This window comes from Massilia paldalensis, from assembly GCF_044901715.1.
Taxonomy (GTDB): Bacteria; Pseudomonadota; Gammaproteobacteria; order Burkholderiales; family Burkholderiaceae_D; genus Telluria; species Telluria paldalensis.
Genome location: NZ_JBJCIU010000002.1, coordinates 912,782 through 931,071, shown reverse-complemented (window position 1 = coordinate 931,071; position 18,290 = coordinate 912,782). Strand labels below are relative to the sequence as shown.

At 68.2% G+C, this 18,290-nt stretch carries 15 protein-coding genes; 6 read left to right on the top strand and 9 right to left on the bottom strand.

Features of this window, described 5'->3' with window-relative positions:
• The first annotated feature begins 98 nt into the window (after positions 1–98).
• The 5 genes from ACI1V7_RS13875 (at position 99) to ACI1V7_RS13855 (ending at position 5,046) form a co-directional block, all read left to right on the top strand.
• Entirely contained in the window at positions 99–1,127 is a 1,029-nt protein-coding gene (locus ACI1V7_RS13875; protein WP_404532335.1) for a branched-chain amino acid ABC transporter permease, read from the top strand.
• A 1-nt stretch (position 1,128) separates the two neighbouring features.
• Positions 1,129–2,202, top strand: coding sequence for a branched-chain amino acid ABC transporter permease (locus ACI1V7_RS13870; protein ID WP_404532334.1), 1,074 nt, complete (start codon positions 1,129–1,131; stop codon positions 2,200–2,202).
• 288 nt (positions 2,203–2,490) lie between these two features.
• Positions 2,491–3,165: a choice-of-anchor J domain-containing protein gene (locus ACI1V7_RS13865; RefSeq protein WP_404532333.1), complete on the top strand. Its 675-nt coding sequence runs from the start codon at positions 2,491–2,493 to the stop codon at positions 3,163–3,165.
• 14 nt (positions 3,166–3,179) lie between these two features.
• Positions 3,180–3,602, top strand: a complete 423-nt coding sequence (locus ACI1V7_RS13860; RefSeq protein ID WP_404532332.1) for a post-PEP-CTERM-1 domain-containing protein — start codon at positions 3,180–3,182, stop codon at positions 3,600–3,602.
• A complete protein-coding gene (locus ACI1V7_RS13855) occupies positions 3,589–5,046 on the top strand; it encodes a PA domain-containing protein (RefSeq protein WP_404532331.1) in 1,458 nt (485 codons plus the stop codon). Before ACI1V7_RS13860 ends, ACI1V7_RS13855 begins: the two co-directional genes overlap by 14 nt.
• A 180-nt stretch (positions 5,047–5,226) precedes the next feature.
• Here ACI1V7_RS13855 and ppa read toward each other — a convergent pair whose 3' ends face one another.
• From ppa to hemC, 5 genes are all read right to left on the bottom strand, one after another.
• Positions 5,227–5,763: an inorganic diphosphatase gene (gene ppa / locus ACI1V7_RS13850; RefSeq protein WP_404532330.1), complete on the bottom strand. Its 537-nt coding sequence runs from the start codon at positions 5,761–5,763 to the stop codon at positions 5,227–5,229.
• Positions 5,764–6,003: 240 nt separating this feature from the next.
• The gene (locus ACI1V7_RS13845; protein ID WP_404532329.1) at positions 6,004–7,200 is read right to left on the bottom strand and encodes a heme biosynthesis protein HemY; all 1,197 of its coding nucleotides are present in this window, start codon (positions 7,198–7,200) and stop codon (positions 6,004–6,006) included.
• Between the two features lie 3 nt (positions 7,201–7,203).
• Entirely contained in the window at positions 7,204–8,391 is a 1,188-nt protein-coding gene (locus tag ACI1V7_RS13840; protein ID WP_404532328.1) for a uroporphyrinogen-III C-methyltransferase, read from the bottom strand.
• Between the two features lie 2 nt (positions 8,392–8,393).
• Positions 8,394–9,158 (bottom strand): uroporphyrinogen-III synthase, encoded by a 765-nt coding sequence (locus ACI1V7_RS13835; RefSeq protein WP_404532327.1) that lies wholly within the window; start codon positions 9,156–9,158, stop codon positions 8,394–8,396.
• Positions 9,151–10,218: a hydroxymethylbilane synthase gene (gene hemC, locus ACI1V7_RS13830; RefSeq protein WP_404532326.1), complete on the bottom strand. Its 1,068-nt coding sequence runs from the start codon at positions 10,216–10,218 to the stop codon at positions 9,151–9,153. Before hemC ends, ACI1V7_RS13835 begins: the two co-directional genes overlap by 8 nt.
• 105 nt (positions 10,219–10,323) lie before the next feature.
• Between hemC and ppc the strand changes: the two genes are divergently transcribed.
• Entirely contained in the window at positions 10,324–13,176 is a 2,853-nt protein-coding gene (gene ppc / locus ACI1V7_RS13825; RefSeq protein WP_404532325.1) for a phosphoenolpyruvate carboxylase, read from the top strand.
• Positions 13,177–13,313: 137 nt separating this feature from the next.
• On the opposite strand, the gene ACI1V7_RS13820 is transcribed toward ppc, so the two are convergent.
• The 4 genes from ACI1V7_RS13820 to ACI1V7_RS13805 all read right to left on the bottom strand — a co-directional run bounded on the left by ACI1V7_RS13820 (position 13,314) and on the right by ACI1V7_RS13805 (position 18,134).
• A complete protein-coding gene (locus ACI1V7_RS13820) occupies positions 13,314–14,111 on the bottom strand; it encodes a transporter (RefSeq protein ID WP_404532324.1) in 798 nt (265 codons plus the stop codon).
• Between the two features lie 110 nt (positions 14,112–14,221).
• Positions 14,222–15,592, bottom strand: a complete 1,371-nt coding sequence (locus ACI1V7_RS13815) for a c-type cytochrome (protein WP_404532323.1) — start codon at positions 15,590–15,592, stop codon at positions 14,222–14,224.
• 18 nt (positions 15,593–15,610) lie between these two features.
• Entirely contained in the window at positions 15,611–17,386 is a 1,776-nt protein-coding gene (locus tag ACI1V7_RS13810) for a GMC family oxidoreductase (RefSeq protein WP_404532321.1), read from the bottom strand.
• Positions 17,387–17,405: 19 nt separating this feature from the next.
• Positions 17,406–18,134, bottom strand: a complete 729-nt coding sequence (locus ACI1V7_RS13805) for a gluconate 2-dehydrogenase subunit 3 family protein (protein WP_404532320.1) — start codon at positions 18,132–18,134, stop codon at positions 17,406–17,408.
• Positions 18,135–18,290 lie beyond the last annotated feature (156 nt).

The window sequence follows — 18,290 nt, the reverse complement described above, 5'->3', positions numbered from 1 at the left end:
GCACCCCACCGGGCGTTGGCGTCATGCGCGCGCCCCGTGGGCACATGGTGCCTACGCCGGCCGCACCCACCCTGCGGGAACTCTCATCAAGACAGATCATGGAAAACGTGAGCGCCACCTTACCTCTCGCCCAGGCCGACGCCCCCCTGCCGGCGGCCCGGCGCGACATCCTGCCGCTGCTGCTGGTGCCGGCCGTCGCGCTGGCCGTGCTGCCCTTCGTCAGCCTGCCCGCCTGGGTCACGCTGACCGTCGCCGGCCTCGCCATGGGCATGATGATGTTCATCATGGCCAGCGGGCTGACCCTCGTGTTCGGCCTGATGAGCGTGCTGAACTTCGGCCACGGCGCCTTCGTGTCCGTCGGCGCGTACGCCGCCACCCTCGTGCTGGTGCCGATGCGCGGCTGGCTCGAGCTGGACTCGCTGGCCGCCAACCTCGGCGTGCTGGCGCTGGCCGTCACCGTCGCGATGCTCGTCACCGCCCTGCTGGGCTGGATGTTCGAGCGCGTCATCATCATGCCCGTCTACGGCCAGCACCTGAAACAGATCCTGATCACGATGGGCGGCATGATCGTGTCGGAGCAGCTGATCACCGTCGTCTGGGGCGCCGAGCAGATCGCGCTGCCGCTGCCGGCCGCGCTGCGCGGCGCCATCTTCCTGGGCGACGCCGCCGTCGAGAAATACCGGCTGCTGGCCGTCGTCGTGGGCCTGGTCGTGTTCGCCGTGCTGTTCCTCACGCTGAACCGCACCCGCATCGGCCTCTTGATCCGCGCCGGCGTCGAGAACGGCGAGATGGTCGAGGCGATGGGCTACCGCATCCGCCGCCTGTTCGTGGCCGTGTTCGCGGCCGGTTCCGCGCTGGCGGGCCTGGGCGGCACCATGTGGGGCCTGTACAAGGAAACCCTGGTGGCGCACATGGGCAGCGAGGTGATGGTGATGGTCTTCATCGTCATCATCATCGGCGGCCTCGGCTCGGTCGGCGGCTGCTTTATCGGCGCGCTGCTGATGGCGCTCGTCGCCAATTACGCCGGCTACCTGGCGCCCAAGTTCGCGCTCGTGTCGAACATCGTGCTGATGATCGCCATCCTGCTGTGGCGCCCGGCCGGCCTGTATGCGAAAGGACGCAACTGACATGCTGACCCAACTCCTTTCCGGCGACCTGCCGCGCAGCCGCATCCTGTCCACGGTGCTCGTCGCCATCGTGCTGGGCCTGCTGTTCGCGCCTTTCCTGTTTTCCGGCGCCCGCCCCCTGAACACGGCGGCCACGATCTGCATCTACGTCGTGCTGGTCGCGTCCTACGATTTATTGCTGGGCTATACGGGCATCGTCTCCTTCGCCCATACGATGTTCTACGGCATCGGCGCCTACGGCATCGGCATCGGGCTGGCCAGCGTCGACGAACCGACCTGGGGCGCGGCGCTGGCCGGCCTGGGCATCGCGCTGGCGCTGACGGTCGTGCTGGCCCTCGTCATCGGCCTGTTCGCCCTGCGCGTGCGCGCCATCTTCTATGCGATGATCACGCTGGCCGTGGCCGCCTCGTTCGCCGTGCTGGCCTCGCAATTGTCGGACCTGACGGGCGGCGAGGACGGCCGCACCTTCGGCGTGCCCGAACTGCTGTCGCCCGGCTTCAGCCTGATGGAGAACGAGGTGTTCGGGCGCGCCGTGGATGGCAAGCTCGTCACTTACTACATCGTGTTCTTCGGTTGCGCGCTGCTGTTCCTGTTCCTGCTGCGCCTCGTGAATTCGCCGTTCGGCCGCGTGCTGCAGGCGATCCGCGAGAACGAGTTCCGCGCCGAGGCGCTGGGCTACCGCACCGTCGTCTACCGCATCTGGGCCAATGTGCTGGCGGCCGTGGTGGCCGCGCTGGCCGGTGCCCTGATGGCCCTGTGGCTGCGCTACGTGGGACCCAAGACGATGCTCGGCTTCGAAGTCATGACGGACATCCTGCTGATCGTCGTCATCGGCGGCATGGGCACGATGTACGGGGCCGTGGTCGGCGCCACGCTGTTCATCCTGGCCCAGAACTACCTGAAGGAATTGATGGGGCAGGCCTCCGAACTGCTGTCCGGCGTGCCGCTGCTGGCGGCGGCCCTGCATCCGGACCGCTGGCTGCTGTGGCTCGGCGTGCTGTTCATCCTCTCCATTTATTTCTTCCCGATCGGGATCGTCGGCAAGCTGCGGCTGCGGCGCTTCCTGCGCGGCTGATCGTTCCGTGCACGGTGGGCACGTGGTGCCCACCCCACGATGTTTCGCGTCCGCCGATGCTGGGGCCTACCGTAGGGTGGGCACCACGTGCCACCATCAGCACATCTCGTCCCAAGCCCCCGTGCGTCCTGCCCGACGGTACTTCGCCTGTCTACCCCATCCATTAGCTAAAGATCAAGCCGGTCGCTTATGCGATTCCTATGATGAGTCATGCATGGCCTCGTCGACAGCCAGCGCGGGCCATCCCCCCTCCTACTGGCTTCCACTGAAAGGGCTTCCATGAAACCCGTGAGAACCTTGTTTGCGGCAGCGGCGCTAACGCTGGCCGCGCTGGGCGCCTCGGCCGCGCAGGCGGCCGGGATCGAAGTACTCAACGAAGGATTCGCCGACGTTGCAGGCGCGAGCGGATGGGTCCAGGTCAACAACAGCGTGCCGCCCGGCAGCAGCTGGTTCCAGGGAAATGCGGGCCTCTTCCCGGCCCAATCCGGCGCCGCCGACGCCTACGCGGCCGCCAGCTACCTGGGCGCGGCCAACGGCAGCGGCAGCGTCGACAACTGGCTGATCACGCCCACGCTCGACCTCTCCGGCATCACCTCGCTGAGCTTCCATACGCGGCGCGCCGACGAAACGGGCTTCAACGACGTGCTCGAGGTGCGCTTCTCGTCCGGCGCCGGCACCGACACGGCCGGCTTTTCGACCCTGCTCGCCACGGTGGGCGGCAGCGCCGACTATCCGCTCGACTGGCAACAATTTTCCGCGAGCATCGCCGAGACGGGCGGTGGACGATTCGCCTTCCGCTACGTGGGTCCCGCGGATACCCTGAGCTACATCGGCCTGGATAGCGTGAGCGTCGTCACCGCCGTGCCCGAACCGTCCAGCTGGCTGATGCTGGCCGTGGGCATCGCGCTGTTGCCGCTGCTGGGCCGCCACGTGCGTGCGCGCCACGACGAACGCGTCGGCTGAGAAAGGAGAACCCCATGTCCAAGCACACCGACTTCACGAGCGGCGCCCTCGCGCTATGCCTGCTGGCCGCGTTCTCCCAGCATGCGCATGCCGGGGCGCTGGATGCCAAACAGGATGGCAAACAGGACGGCATGGTGGTCGTGCGCGACGCCCAGACGGGCAAGCTGCGCGCGCCGACGCCGGACGAAGCGAAGGCCTTGCGCGCGCGCACCCCGGCCGCCGGGCTGGCGCCGCTGCGCGAACCGTCCGTCACGACGCGCCGCGACGGCGCGCGCGGCGTGCGCCTCGGCGAGAAGACCATGGTCTACGAAGTCGTCACGCGCAGCGCCGACGGCAGCCTGTCCAGCCAGTGCGTGCACGGCGACGGGGCCGCCCAGGATGCGCTGACCCGTCCCGCCCGGCAAGAGCACAAGGAGCACGACCATGAAACCCGCTGATCTCCTGCCCCGCCCGTTCCGCGACACGGCCGCCGCCGCCCTCGGCGCGCTGGCGCTGTCCCTGGCCTGCGCATCCGGTGGCGCCCAGGCCGCCGCCACCATCGTCATCGTCAACCAGAACGCGGCCGGGGTCGGTTTCAACGACCCCACGCCGGCGACACCGGTGGGCGGCAACCCCGGCACCACGCTGGGCCAGCAGCGCTTCTACGCCTTCCAGCGCGCGGCCGACATCTGGGGCGCCACGCTGACCAGCAACGTCACGATCCGCATCGGCGCCTCGTTCGTGCCGCTGTCCTGCACCGCCAGCAGCGCCGTGCTCGGCTCGGCCGGCGCCAACGAGATCTGGTCCGACTTCCCGAACGCGCCGCGCGCGAACACCTGGTACCCGTCCGCGCTGGCGAGCAAGCTGGCCGACGAGGATGTCGCCTCGCCGGGCGAGCCGCACATCATCGCCCGCTTCAATTCGCGCCTCGGCCTGTTCTCCGACTGCCTGCCGGGCGCCGGCTTCTACCTGGGCCTGGACCGCAACTTCGGCAGCGGCATCGACCTCGTCACCGTGCTGCTGCACGAATTCGCGCACGGGCTGGGCTTCCAGACCTTCACCGACGATGAAACGGGCGAGGAAATCCTCGGCATCCCGTCGATCTGGGATTACTACCTGGTCGACAACCGCAACAACCGCAGCTGGGTCGAGAGCACGCCGGCCCAGCGCGCGGCCTCGGCCGTCACCTGGCGCGGCCTGTCCTGGAACGGCCCCAACGTGACGGCGGCGGTGCCGCAGGTACTGACGGCCTCTCCGAACCTGGCGATCGGCGGATCGGCAGCCGGCGGCGCGGCCGGCAACTACAGCGTCGGCAACGCCACCTTCGGCCCCGCGCTGTCGGCCACGCCGGTGGGCGGCCAGCTGATGCCCGTGGTCGACCAGACGGACGGCACGGGCCTGGCCTGCCAGCCCCTGGACACACTGAACAGCCTGGCCGTGCGCGGCAATGTCGCCCTGGTCGACCGCGGCAGCTGCGATTTCGTCGCCAAGGCGCGCAACGTGCAGGCGGCGGGCGCGATCGGCATGGTGGTGGCCGACAACCAGCCCGGCGACGTGGCCAGCCTGGGCGGCAGCGATCCGGGCATCACGATCCCGGCGGTGCGGGTGACGCAGGCCGACGGCATCAAGCTCAAGGCCGCCCTGCAGCGCCGTTCGCGCACGCAATCCGGCGTGACGGCCGGCCTGGGCCTGGACACGAGCCGCCTGGCCGGCGCCGACGAGGCGGGACGCATCCTGATGTACACGCCCACGATCTATTCGCCCGGCTCGTCGGTGTCGCACTACACGACGGAAGCGAGTCCGAACCAGCTGATGGAGCCGTCGATCAACACCGACCTGACGCACGAGGTGACGCCGCCGCGCGACCTGACCTTCCCGCTGCTGCGCGACATCGGCTGGTAGGCGGAGCGCCAACGTCGACGGCGCGTCGATGGGCCGCCCACCCACGACGCGCGCCGACGCTGCCTAGACGCTGCCAAGCGTAACGCACGCATCGTGTCGGCAGCGATCCGCGCCATGCAAGCGCCAACAAAAAAGGCCGGCCGCCCGAAGGCGCCGGCCTTTTTTGCGAGCAGCGAAAAATTACTGCTGCTTGCTTTCGAACGCCTTCACGCCGTTCAGGATTTCTTCCTTGGCCGCGTCCGGACCGGCCCAGCCGTCGACCTTGACCCACTTGCCCTTTTCCAGGTCCTTGTAGTGCTCGAAGAAGTGCTGGATCTGGCGCAGGGTCAGCTCGGGCACGTCGTCCACGGTCTTCAGGTTGGCGTACAGCGGCAGCAGCTTCTCGACCGGCACGGCCAGGATCTTGGCGTCGCCGCCCGCTTCGTCGGTCATCTTCAGCACGCCCAGCACGCGGCAGCGCACGACCACGCCCGGCAGCAGCGGGAACGGGGTCAGCACCAGCACGTCGCACGGGTCGCCGTCGTCGGCGATGGTGTTCGGAACGTAGCCGTAGTTGCACGGGTAGTGCATGGCGGTGCCCATGAAGCGGTCGACGAAGATCGCGCCGGACTCCTTGTCCACTTCGTACTTGACCGGATCGCCGTTCATCGGGATTTCGATGACGACGTTGAAATCGTTCGGCACATCGCGGCCGGCGTTGACGTTGTTCAGGCTCATGGGGGTTCCTTGGTTTCTGAATCGATTGCAGGAGAAACAATAAAGATGGCAATTATAGCGAATCGTCCTCAGCTTGTGCGTCGCACAAGGTTTCACGGCAAGCAGGCGTTGCCCGTGCCCGCCGGAACACCGCGCGGCGGCATGACGGGGGCGATGGGCTCGTTCGCAGGTTCCTCTAAAGAAAAAAGCCTGAAAGATAGCGTCTTCCAGGCTTTCCGAGAAACGGCGATCACGCCCCGGCTACAGCACCGTTGCCAGCGCGCACTGCCGGTAATGGTGGTTCGCTTGCTCCTGCTGCCCCAGCGCCTCGTGCAACTGGGCCAGCTTCAAGTGGGCTTCGCGCACATTGTCCGGGCCCGTGGCGTCGGACAGCGCATCCTCCAGGTAGCGCTGGGCCTTGCCCCACAGTTTCTGGCGCAGGCACAGGGCGCCCAGCGTCAGCGCCAGCTCGGCGTCGCCCGGATGCGCGCGCAGCCAGCCTTCGCAGCGCTCGATCTGCGCCAGCAGCGTGGGCGAGCCTTCCGGGCCGGCGGCGTCGCGGTAGGCGCGCACCACGCGCTCGTCCCACTCGGCCTTGAGCGCATCCTCGACGATCACGCGCGCCTCGTCGTGCAGGCCGCGCGCATTGAAGGCGGCGGCGGCACGCGCGGCCACGGCCGGCTGCAGGCGGTCGCCGGCCGGCACCTCGGACCACAGGCGGCGGATCGATTCGGCATCGTGGCCGCCTTCGGACAGCAGCGCCTCATAGGCCATCTCGCGCAGGCGCGCGGACAGGGCCGGATGCAGCGCGTTGCGCTTGTCCAGCGTGCGCACGAGGCGCAGCACCTCGGGCCAGTTGCGCGCCTGCTGGTTGGCCTTCATGGCCCACTGCAGCGCATGGATGTGGCGCTGGCCGCTGGCGTTCAGCTCGGCGACGGCTTCCAGCGCGCCTTCCGGCTTGTGCTCGTCGACGAGCAGTTCGGTGACGGTCATCAGGCGCGCCGTCTTCATGGCGTTGTCGGAAGCGATGCCGGCCAGCCAGGCGTCGCGCCGTGCCGGCTCGCGCATGCGGTGGGCGGCGCGGGCGCCGATCAGGGCCGCGAGGCCCGCGTTGTCCGGCAGCTCGGCGGCGCGCCGGGCGGCCGACTCGGCGTGGCCGAAGCGGCCCTCGAACAAGGCCTTCAGGGCGTCGCGCAGGCCGCGGTTGGCTTCGCGCTCGCGCTTGCGCAGGCGGTATGCCGCCACCCGCTCGGGCATGCGCAAGGTGGCGCGCACGGCGCGCGCCAGGCCGTACAGGACGAGGAACAGCAGCGCGGCCAGCACCACGAACAAATTCAGCGACAGGTCGATCCGGTGCGGCGGATAGAAGAACACCACGTTGCCGGGGTTGAAGCGCGCGGTCACGGCAATGCCGATCGCCGCGGCCATCAGGGCGACTAACCAGAGGAGTAAACGCATCGTCTAGGGCTTCGATTTGTAGTTGCGCACGGCGTTCAGGCTCTCGGACAGGTCCGGCACGTCGATCGAGACGTTGTTCGCCTGTACCTGGCGCAGCAGGCCCTGCACGGCCACGGTCGAACGCGCCTTGGTGTCGAAGTACTTCACCAGGGTCTGCTGGGCGCTGTTGATGTCGTCGCGGAACGTGCCTTCGTTGCGCGACAGCAGCGCCAGGCGCGCATTCAGCAGGCGCAGCTTGAGGTTCTCGCGCACGAAATACGATTCGCTCGGCGACAGCATCAGCGCTTCCGGCGTGTCGACGGTGCGCACGCGGATCAGCTGGCGCATGTCGTCCCACATCTCGTGGCTCCAGTTGCGCCAGGTTGTCACGACGCGCTGGAACAGCGTCATTTCCGGCACCTCCGGCGCCGCCGCGGCGGAACCGGCAGCGCGGGCGGCCGCCGGCCCTGCGGGTGCCTTGGCCCTGGCCGGCGGATTCACGCGCGTGGGCGCGCTCGGCTCGGCCGGCTTTTCGTCGGACAGCAGCGGCAGCGTGTCGATCTGGGAGATCACGTTATCGAGGCGCAGCGCGATGCCGGCCTGGTCGACCGACGGCAGCGCCTTCAGGCGGTCGATGTCGCGCGCGATGGCGCGGCGGATCGTGATGAATTGCGGCTTGTCGGAACGCGACAGCGAACGGTCCGCGTTCTGCAGGGCGATCAGGGCGCCCTGCACGTTGCCGGCCAGCTGCAGCTGCTGGCTGGCGGTCGACAGCACCTGCTCGATCTCGGACAGCGCCCACTCGTCGCGGTTCTTCGACACGTCCTGGTACATCTGCTCGAGCGCGGCCTGCTGGCTCGCCGACTCGGCCTGGCGGCTTTCCAGCACGCCGACCTTGACCTGCAGTTCCTTCGCCGTGTCCTGGGTATCGCGCACCAGCTGGGCCGTCTCGGCGTTGGCCGCATTGTCCTTCTGGAGGGTGCGGGCGACGTCCTCGCGCAGCTTGTTGAAGCGGCTGTGGCTGGACCAGGTCTGCAGCGCCAGCAGCACGGCCAGCGCCAGGATGGCAATGTTCTGCGGTTTCTGGAACAGGCCCGAGGCCTCGGGCACGCGCGGCTCGCCCGGGTGCGCGGGCCCGGCCGGGGCCGGCAGCGGCGGCACGGCCGGGGCGCTCGCGTTCGGGTGTTCGGGATTATTGGGCAGTTCGTTCATGCTCATGATTGTAACGCGGCAAGCAGGCGCTCGTCGCCGGACCCGGTCAGCGTCAAATGGCCGAAACCCAGTCCCCGGGCCGTTTCCGCGATCCGGGCATGGGGCACGATCAGGCGCTGTTGTTGCAATCGCGCCACACCTGCGCCATCGCCCAGCCCTTCGACGAGGCCTACCAGGCCGCGCAGCGCTTCCGAGCTGGTGACGATCCAGTCGTGCGGCTGGGCCAGCAGCGTGCGCAGCGTGGCGGCGAGTTCGGGCGTAAGGGTGGGCACGGCGCGCCGGTAGGCGGCAACCGTTTCGACCCGGGCGCCGGCCGCGCGCAGCGCATCCGGCAGCAGTTCGCGGCCGCTCTCGCCGCGCACCACCAGCACGTGCCGGTCGCGCAGGGCATCCAGGTCGAGCGCCTGCAACAGGTGTTCGGAATCGCTGAAGGCGGGATCCTTCGGGCAGTGGATGGTGGCGCGGTCATCGGTCACGCCGTGGCGCGCCAGCGCCGCGCGGCTGCCCTCGCCCACCACGGCGATCGCCACGTCGTCCGGCCAGCGCGCCAGGTGGGCGAAGGCGGCATCGACGGCATTGGGGGAGACGAAGGCGACGAGCGCATAGCGCGCCAGGCCGTCCAGCACCGCCTTCAGCGCGGCCTGGTCGTCGATCGGGGATATGTCCAGCAGCGGCAGCAGCACCGGCGTGCGCCCGAGGGCGGCCACGGCGCGGGCCAGCGGCTCGGCCTGCTGGCGGGGTCGGGTGATGACGACCGGCTTAAGCATCGCCGGCAGCGGCGGCCGGAAGGCCTTCGCCAGCGGCCGCCTCGGCCTTGCACTCGGCCAGGATCGCGGCCGCGTCCTGCTGTTCGAGCAGCGCCGAGACCTGCTCGCCCAGCGTTTCCGGCAGCGCGGCCGGGCCCGAGCCTTCCGCATAGGCGGTACGCAGGCCGTCCGGCGTGGCGACCATGGCGCGCAGCGACAGCGTATCGCCCTCGACGACGGCGTGGGCCGCCAACGGGATCTGGCAGCTGGCGCCGAAGAAGCGCGACACCTGGCGCTCGGCGCGCACGGCGTGGGCCGTGTGCTCGTGGTTCAGGGGCGAGAGCAGCGCGCGCAGGTCGGCGCCGTCGGCGCGCGCGGCGCTGCCGATCTCGATCGCCATCGCGCCCTGGCCGGCGGCCGGCAGGCTGTCCTCGATGGACAGGTAGGCGCGGATGCGGCGCTCCAGGCCCAGGCGCTTGAGGCCGGCGGCGGCCAGGATGATGGCCGCGTAGTCGCCGCGGTCCAGCTTGCCCAGGCGCGTGTCGAGGTTGCCGCGCAGGGGCTTGATCACAAGGTGCGGATAGCGCGCGGCGATCAGGGCCTGGCGGCGCAGGCTGCTGGTGCCGACCACGCTGCCGGCCGGCAGGCCGCCCAGGCTGTCGTAATCGTTCGAGACGAAGGCGTCGCGCGGGTCTTCGCGTTCCAGGACGGCGGCCAGCTCGAACCCTTCCGGCAGTTCCATCGGCACGTCCTTGAGCGAGTGCACGGCCAGGTCGGCGCGGCCCTCGGCCATGGCGATTTCGAGCTCCTTCACGAACAGGCCCTTGCCGCCGACCTTGGACAGGGTCTTGTCCAGGATCTGGTCGCCGCGCGTCGTCATCCCGAGGATGTCGATTTGACACTGCGGATATAATGCCGCCAGCCGGTCGCGCACGTGCGTGGCCTGCCACATGGCCAGCCGGCTCTCGCGCGATGCGATAATCAGTTTCGCGGGAAGCGTGGGGGTCGTGTTGGAGTTCAAAACGGATTCTTTCACTGTCGTTGTGCCTGGATCGGCCGACGCCGGTGCGGCGCATGCCATCGATCACAAATTTTAGCATGCGCCCCTTCGGCCGGCCCCAAGCCCCCGCCGAAAGTTAGACAAGCTGCTCGGTAGTTGTTCCCAACAATTCAACCTGTGGTCGACATGGACAAACCTGCTGCACCAGAACTCACCGATGCCCGCGCCCAAGCCCAGGCGCTGGCCGCTCCCGCTTCCGCCGGCGCCGACCGCGACGCGCCCCTCAAGGAAGACATCCGCCTGCTCGGCCGCCTGCTCGGCGACGTCGTGCGCGACCAGGAAGGCGAAGAAGTCTTCGCCGTGGTCGAGACGATCCGCCAGACCGCCGTGCGCTTCCGCCGCGAAGACGATCCGGAAGCGGGCGTGGAACTGAAGGCCCTCCTGCGAACGCTCACACGCGCGCAGACCAACTCGGTCGTGCGCGCCTTTTCCTACTTCTCGCACCTGGCCAACATCGCCGAGGACCAGCACACCGTGCGGCGGCGCCGCGCCCACCTGCTGGCCGGCTCCAGGCCGCACCCCTCGTCGGTGCCGTATGCGCTGGAGCGCCTGAAGGATGCCGGCGTCGACCGCGCGACCGTGCAGTCCTTCCTGCGCGACGCGCTGATCGCGCCCGTGCTGACGGCGCACCCGACCGAAGTCCAGAGGAAGAGCATCCTGGACGCGGAGCACGACATCGCCCGCCTGCTGGCCGAGCGCGACCTGCCGCTCACGCCCAAGGAAAGCGCGCGCAACCTGCAGCTGCTGCAGGCGCGCATCGCCACGCTGTGGCAGACGCGCATGCTGCGCTACGAAAAGCTGACGGTGGCCGACGAGATCGAGAACGCCCTGTCCTACTACCGCAGCACCTTCCTGCGCGAACTGCCGGCGCTGTACGACGACGTCGAGGAAGAGATCGCGGCCAGCTTCGGCGGCGCGGCGGAAGACGCGGCGCACGCGCTGGACGGCGCCGCCTGGATGCAGATGGGCAGCTGGATCGGCGGCGACCGCGACGGCAATCCCAACGTCAACGCCGACACCATGCAGCGCGCCCTCGTGCGCCAGGCCACGACCATCTTCGACTTCTACCTCGACGAGGTCCACGCGCTGGGCGCCGAACTGTCGCCGTCGACGCTGCTGGTGCCGGCCAGCGAGGCGCTGCTGGCGCTGGCCGACGCCTCGCCCGACCACTCGCCGCACCGCAAGGACGAGCCCTACCGGCGCGCGCTGATCGGCATCTACGCGCGCCTGGCCGCGACGGCGCGCGAGCTGGGCGCCATGAGCAACCTGCGCAAGGAAGTGGGCCACGCCGCCCCGTACGGCGACCCGGCCGAATTCCACGCGGACCTGCAGGTGATCGCCACCTCGCTGGTGCAGAACCACGGCGCCATCCTGGCCACGCCGCGCCTGGCCGCGCTGCAGCGCGCCTCGATGGTGTTCGGCTTCCACCTCGCCTCGCTCGACATGCGCCAGAGTTCCGACATCCACGAGCGCATGCTGGCCGATTTGTTCGCGCGCGCCGGCGTCGAAGCCGACTACGCGGCGCTCGACGAAGACGCGAAGGTCAAGCTGCTGCTGGCCGAGCTGGCGCAGCCGAGGTTGCTGTACACCCCGTATGCCGAGTATGCGGAAGAAACGGCCAAGGAGCTGCAGGTGCTGCGCTGCGCGCGCGAGGTGCGCCGCCGCTACGGCACCCGCGCGATCCGCAACTACATCATCTCGCACACGGAGACCGTGTCGGACCTGCTCGAAGTGCTGCTGCTGCAGAAGGAAACGGGCCTGCTGCAGCCGGGCGAACAGAAGAGCGAGGTCATGGTGATCCCCCTGTTCGAGACGATTCCCGACCTGCAGCGCGCGGCAGGCATCATGGCCGAGTGGATGGCGCTGCCCATCGTCGCTCGGGTCATCGAGCACCAGGGCCGGCTGCAGGAAGTCATGCTGGGCTATTCGGACTCGAACAAGGACGGCGGCTTCCTCACCTCGAACTGGGAGCTGTACCAGGCCGAATTGAAACTGGTGCAGGTGTTCGCCGACGCGAACGTCAAGCTGCGCCTGTTCCACGGCCGCGGCGGCACCGTCGGCCGCGGCGGCGGCCCGAGCTACGACGCCATCCTGGCCCAGCCGCCGGGCACCGTGAACGGCCAGATCCGCCTGACCGAACAGGGCGAGATCATCTCGTCGAAGTTCAGCAATCCGGAAATCGGCCGGCGCAACCTGGAGCTGCTGGTGGCGGCGACGCTGGAAGCGGGCCTGATGCCGCACGGCGAAGACCGCGCCCAGGTCGAGCGCCTGCAGCGCTTCGAGGCCGCGATGGCGGACCTGTCGCAGCGCGCGTACACGGCCTACCGCGACCTGGTGTACGAGACCCCGGGCTTCACCGACTACTTCTTCGCCGCCACGCCGATCGCCGAGATCGCGGAACTGAACCTCGGTTCGCGCCCCGCCTCGCGCAAGTCGACGCGCCGCATCGAGGACCTGCGCGCCATCCCCTGGGGCTTCTCCTGGGGCCAGTGCCGCCTGCTGCTGACGGGCTGGTACGGCGTGGGCACGGCGATCGACGGCTGGCTCGCGGACGGCGGCGACCTGGAACTGCTGCGCGACATGGGCCGCCACTGGCCGTTCTTCGCCACGCTGCTGTCGAACATGGACATGGTGATGGCCAAGACCGACCTGGCGATCGCCTCGCGCTACGCCGAGCTGGTGCCGGACGCCGAACTGCGCGAGCGCATCTTCAAGCGCATCGCGGCGGAACACGCGCGCACGCTGCAGTGCCTGGAACGGATCACGGGCAACAGCGAACGGCTGGTGAACAACCCGCTGCTGGCGCGCTCGATCCAGAACCGCGTCGCCTACATCGACCCGCTCAACCACCTGCAGGTGGAACTCATCGGGCGCCACCGCGCGCTGGCCAACGATCCGGCCAAGGTGGACGAACGGGTGCACCGGGGGATCCACCTGTCGATCAACGGCGTGGCGGCGGGGTTGCGGAATACGGGCTGACCGAAAGCCACGTCGCCCCCGCGCAGGCGGGGGCCCAATTTTTGCGTGCCGTCCGACGGCGTTTGAAAAATTGGGTCCCTGCCTGCGCAGGGAGTCGTTTCCGGCAGTGCCGGAGACGACGTATCGGTGCGCCGGTACTAACGCCTGATCGACACGCCGAACGCAAGGCTCAGATCCGGCGTCCGGTGATTCAGGCCATGCACGACCGACAGGTCGAGCTGGCAGTCCTTCGACACTTTCAGCATGAAGCCGCCGTCGACCGCCGCCTGGGTGCCGCCATGCTCGCTCGAGGCGATCTGCGGCGCCGCCACCTCGACGTAGCCCTGCCAGCGCGCCGACAACTCCTTCGCCAGCGTCAGCGCCAGGAAGCCGTAGCGGTAGCGCGCTCCGCGCTCGTCGTTCTCCATCGCCACGCCGGGCTCGAACTGCACGCTCCAGCCGCGGTCGAAGTCCCAGCCCGCCGGCAGGTAGACGGCCGGGCGGGCGCCGCGGCCGCGCAGGTCGCGGCTGCCGCTGGGCAGCTCCACTTCGCCCAATAGCGCCAGCGACGGCCGCGCGCCCTGCTGGTCCGCCAGATGCCATTTGATGCCCAGCGCCGTGTCGGCATAACCGACCGTGGTCGTGCGTTCGCCGCTGGCCGGGTCGACGTCGTGGACGATGTCGCGGCCGTCCGTTTCCAGGCGCAGCTCGACCTTGTCGCTCACGCCGAAGCGCAGCAGCGTGGGCGTGGAGATGGTGCGTTCGTGCTCGTCGTCGTGGCGCTCGCGGTCCCACTGTACGCTCGTTTCGAGCTGGATGCGGCCCTTGCCGACGACGTCGGGGGCGTTCGCGAAACCGGGACGGTCCGGGCTGATGGCGTCGTCGCCGGGATCCGCATGGGCCGCGTTGGCCGCCAGGAGCAGGGCCGCACCCATGCAGGCGCGGTAGAGAGTCAAGTGTGCATTCATCTCATCAGTATGCCAAAGGTCGCACGCGCGCGTCGGCGCCATGAAAAAAGGCGGCGCCTCGCGGCGCCGCCTTCGGGTCCGGCAATGGACGGGATGGCTTACTTGGTGTTGGCCTGGTCCATGTCCTTGCCGCCGTCGTGCTCGATCGCCTTGCGTACCTTGGCGACATCGGCGGCGCTCACGCCGCCGGCGTGGTTGCCCCAGCTGCTGCGCACGAAGGTGGCCAGCTGCGCCGTCTCGTCGTCCGACAGGCGCCATGCGAAGCCCGGCATCGCCAGGTCCGACGGACGTTCCTTGGTCGACGGCAGGCGGCTGCCGGCCAGGATCACGCGCACCAGCGTGGTCGCATCGTCGGCCAGCACGGTCGGGTTGCCCGGCAGCGCCGGGAACGTGATCGCGTTGGACTTGCCGTCGGTGCGGTGGCAGGCGGCGCAGTTGTCCAGGTAGAGCTGGGCGCCGCGGTTGTCGCGGTCGTTGCCGGCCTTGAGCATGCGCGCCGTGTCCTCGCTGGCCGCGAACGTGGCCTTGCCGGCGCCATCAGCCGGCAGCGACTTCAGGTACAGCGCGATCGCGTGCAGGTCGCCGTCGTTCATCAGCTGGCCGCTGTGGGCGACGACGTCGTTCATCGGCTCGCCGACCACCGCGCTGTGGCGATTACGGCCGGTCTTGAGCGTGTCGACGATGTCCTGCTCGGTCCACGAACCCAGGCCGTCGACCTTGTCGCCGCGCAGGTTGACCGCGCGCCAGCCGTCGATCAGCGGGCCGCCGGCCAGGAAGGCCTTGCCCGACTCGTCCAGCGCCAGTTCCTGCATGGTCGCCGCGCGCGGCGTGTGGCAGGTACCGCAGTGGCCAGGACCCTGCACCAGGTAGGCACCGCGGGCCAGCTGCTCGTTCTGGTACTTCGAGACCTGGAACGGGGCGGGATCGCCCGGGCCGAACTGCTTGCGCCAGATCGCCAGCGGCCAGCGGATCGACAGCGGCCAGGCGATGTCGTTCTTGTGGTTGGCCTGGTTCACCGGTTCCACGCCGTGCATGAAGTAGGCGTACAGGGCGCGCAGGTCCTGGTCGCTCAGCTTCACGTACGACGGGTACGGCATCGCCGGATACAGCGAGTCGCCATCCTTGCGGATGCCGTGGCGGATCGCGCGGTCGAAGTCGTTCAGCGTGTAGTTGCCGATGCCGTTCGTCTTGTCGGGCGTGATGTTCGTGCTGTACATATTGCCGATCGGCGACTGGATCACGCGGCCGCCGGCATACGACTTGCCGCCCGGGGCCGTGTGGCAGGCCACGCAGTCCGCCGTGATCGCGACGTAGCGGCCCATCTCGACCAGCTTGGCCTGGTCGACGCCGGCGTCGGCCGGGGCGATGGCGCGGGTCTCGGTCGGCGTCAAGGCATAGGCCAGCGCGCCGGCGAAGACCACCGCGCCGATACCGACGACAGCGGCGATTGCTTTTTTAGTAGTACTCATCGTCATTGTCGTCTGTCCTTATGCTTGCACCAGCGGGCCCGGGGCCTTCAGGTATTGCTCGCGGATCGCCTTGGCGCACCAGTACGCCAGGCCACCCACCAGGCCGGTCGGGTTGTAGCCGTTGTTCTGCGGGAACGCGTTGGCGCCCGGCACGAACACGTTCGACACATCCCACGATTGCAGGTACTTGTTCAGGGCCGAGGTCTTCGGATCCTTGCCCATGATCGCGCCGCCGCAGGTGTGGGTCGACTGGTACTGGGTGATGTTGTAGTGCGAGCCGTCCTTCTTGGCATCGCCCTTCATCGCCACCGGGTTGAGGACTTTCGACATCTGCTGGGCCTTGTCGACCAGGTACTGCGAAGCCTTGATCTCGTTGTCGTGCCAGTCGAAGGTCATGCGCAGCATCGGACGGCCGAAGGCATCCTTGTAGTTCGGGTCCAGGCTCAGGTAGGCGTCGTCGTACGACATGCACGAACCCTGCACCTCGAAGTAGAACTGGTGGCGGAAGAACTTCTTGACGCCCGCCTTCCACTCGCTGCCCCAGTTCGGGACGCCCGGCGGCGTGGCGATGCCGCGGATCGGACCGGAGCCCGGCTGGCGCGCCCACACGATGCCGCCGCCGATGAAGCCGGACTTGGTCGGATCGTTCTGCTTGCCGTTCAGGTCGTCGAAGGTGGCGCCGGCGCCGCCGATGCCGATGAACGGGTTGGCGTGCACGTCTTCGTTGAAGAACAGGTTCACGCGGTTCAGGTTCTGGTACGAGTAGTTCTTGCCGATGGTGCCCGTCTTGGTGACCGGATCGTACGGGGTACCGATGCCCGACAGCAGCATCAGGTGCACGTTCATGTACGAGAAGGCGCACAGCAGGACGATGTCGGCCGGCTGCTCGCATTCGCGGCCCTGGGCATCCAGGTAGGTCACGCCGGTGGCCTTCTTCTTGTCGGCATCCAGGTTGACCTTCAGCACCTGGGCGTGGGTGCGCATCTCGAAGTTCTTGCGGCCGCGCACGACCGGCCAGACGTTGGCGTTCGGGCTCGCCTTCGAGTAGTTCAGGCAGCCGTAGTCCGAGCAGAAGCCGCAGGCATTGCACGGGCCCATCTGGCAGCCGTAGGGGTTGATGTACGGCTGCGAAGCGTTCGAGGCCGGGATCGGATAGGCGTGGTAGCCCATCTCGGCGGCGGCCTTGTAGAACATTTCCGCGCCCAGGTAGTTCGGGTTCGGCGGCAGCGGGTATTCGCGCTTGCGGGCGCCTTCGAACGGATTGCCGCCCTCGATGATCGTGCCGTTCAGGTTGCCGGCCTTGCCCGAGGTGCCGCACACGTATTCGAACATGTCCAGGCTTTCTTCCAGCTCGTCATAGGTGATCGGGAAGTCCTGGATGGTCATGTTGGCCGGGATCAGCTTCTTGCCGTAGCGCTGTTCCAGGCTGCTGCGTGCCGTGAAGTCTTCCGGCAGCGGACGGAAGTGCGCGCCCGACCAGTGGCTGCCCGCGCCGCCCACGCCGGTACCCGGCTTGAACGAGCCCATCTGGCGATACGGCACGGCGGTGTCGTTCACGCTATGGCGGATGGTCAGGGTTTCCTGCGACAGCGACTGCAGGTACTTGCGGTGCACGGAACCTTCCAGTTCGTCGACCACGCGCGGATACGCGAAATCGGGCACGGTGTCGCGGTCCGGGCCGCGCTCCAGGCAGACCACGGTCAGGCCCTGGTCCGTGAGTTCCTTCGCCAGGATCGAGCCGGTCCAGCCGGCGCCGACGATCACGGCGTCCACTTTGTTCTTTACGATTGCCATTGTCTGTTATTCCTCGCGTTTATCCACGGCGTCCGGCCAGGTCGACCGGGCCGATCGGATACGGCTTGTCGCGCACCTCGACCCAGTCGAGGTAGTCGCCGCGCATGCCCGGGTAGCCGATCATCTTCCACGAGCCCATGCCCTTGTTGCCGCCGTGTTTCGGGTCGGCGAAGTAGCCGTTGCGGGTCTCGGTCAGCAGGTTGGCGAAGAAAATCTTCGACGAGATGTTCTCGAATTTCAGCTTGCCGCCTTCGCAATCCTTCAGCAGCGCTTCCTGCTGGGCCTTGTCCAGGTCGGCGAACTTCTTGCCGCCGAAATTCTTGGCGGAGTAGCTGTCGAAATCCTTGATGCCGACGCGCAGGATGTCCTTCAGCGGCAGCTTGCCCTGGTAGCCGAACTCCCCCGGCGCTTCCAGGAACGGACCCTGCAGGTACCAGATGCTGCCGGCCGCGTACGGGGTCTGCATGTGGCGGTCGAGGAACTCCAGGGTCCCCAGCTCGATGGCACCCGGGCCGTGTTCGTCGTGCGGGATCAGGCGATCGACGGCGGCCGTCAGGAAACGCCACTCGTCCGCGGTGAAGAAGGCCGGGTTGTAGGCATCCGGCTTCCCTTCCGGAGCAGCGGTCGCCGCAGCATCCGCAGGTTTCAGGCCGGCATTCAGGACGCCCGCCGCGCCGACACCCATCGGCACGAACATCAGGCTCTTGATCAGGCGCCGACGCGAAGGAGATTGCTGGTCGTCAGACATGAACAATCTCTCTCTTATAAAAATAAAAAATGCCGTATGGAAACAGCACTCGAATTGTGCATTTTAACCTGCGTTCGTGCACGTAAATTCATTCGATACAATCGAGAAACATATTCGTTTTGTATAAATGCAACGGCTTCGTAGAAACACCTATTG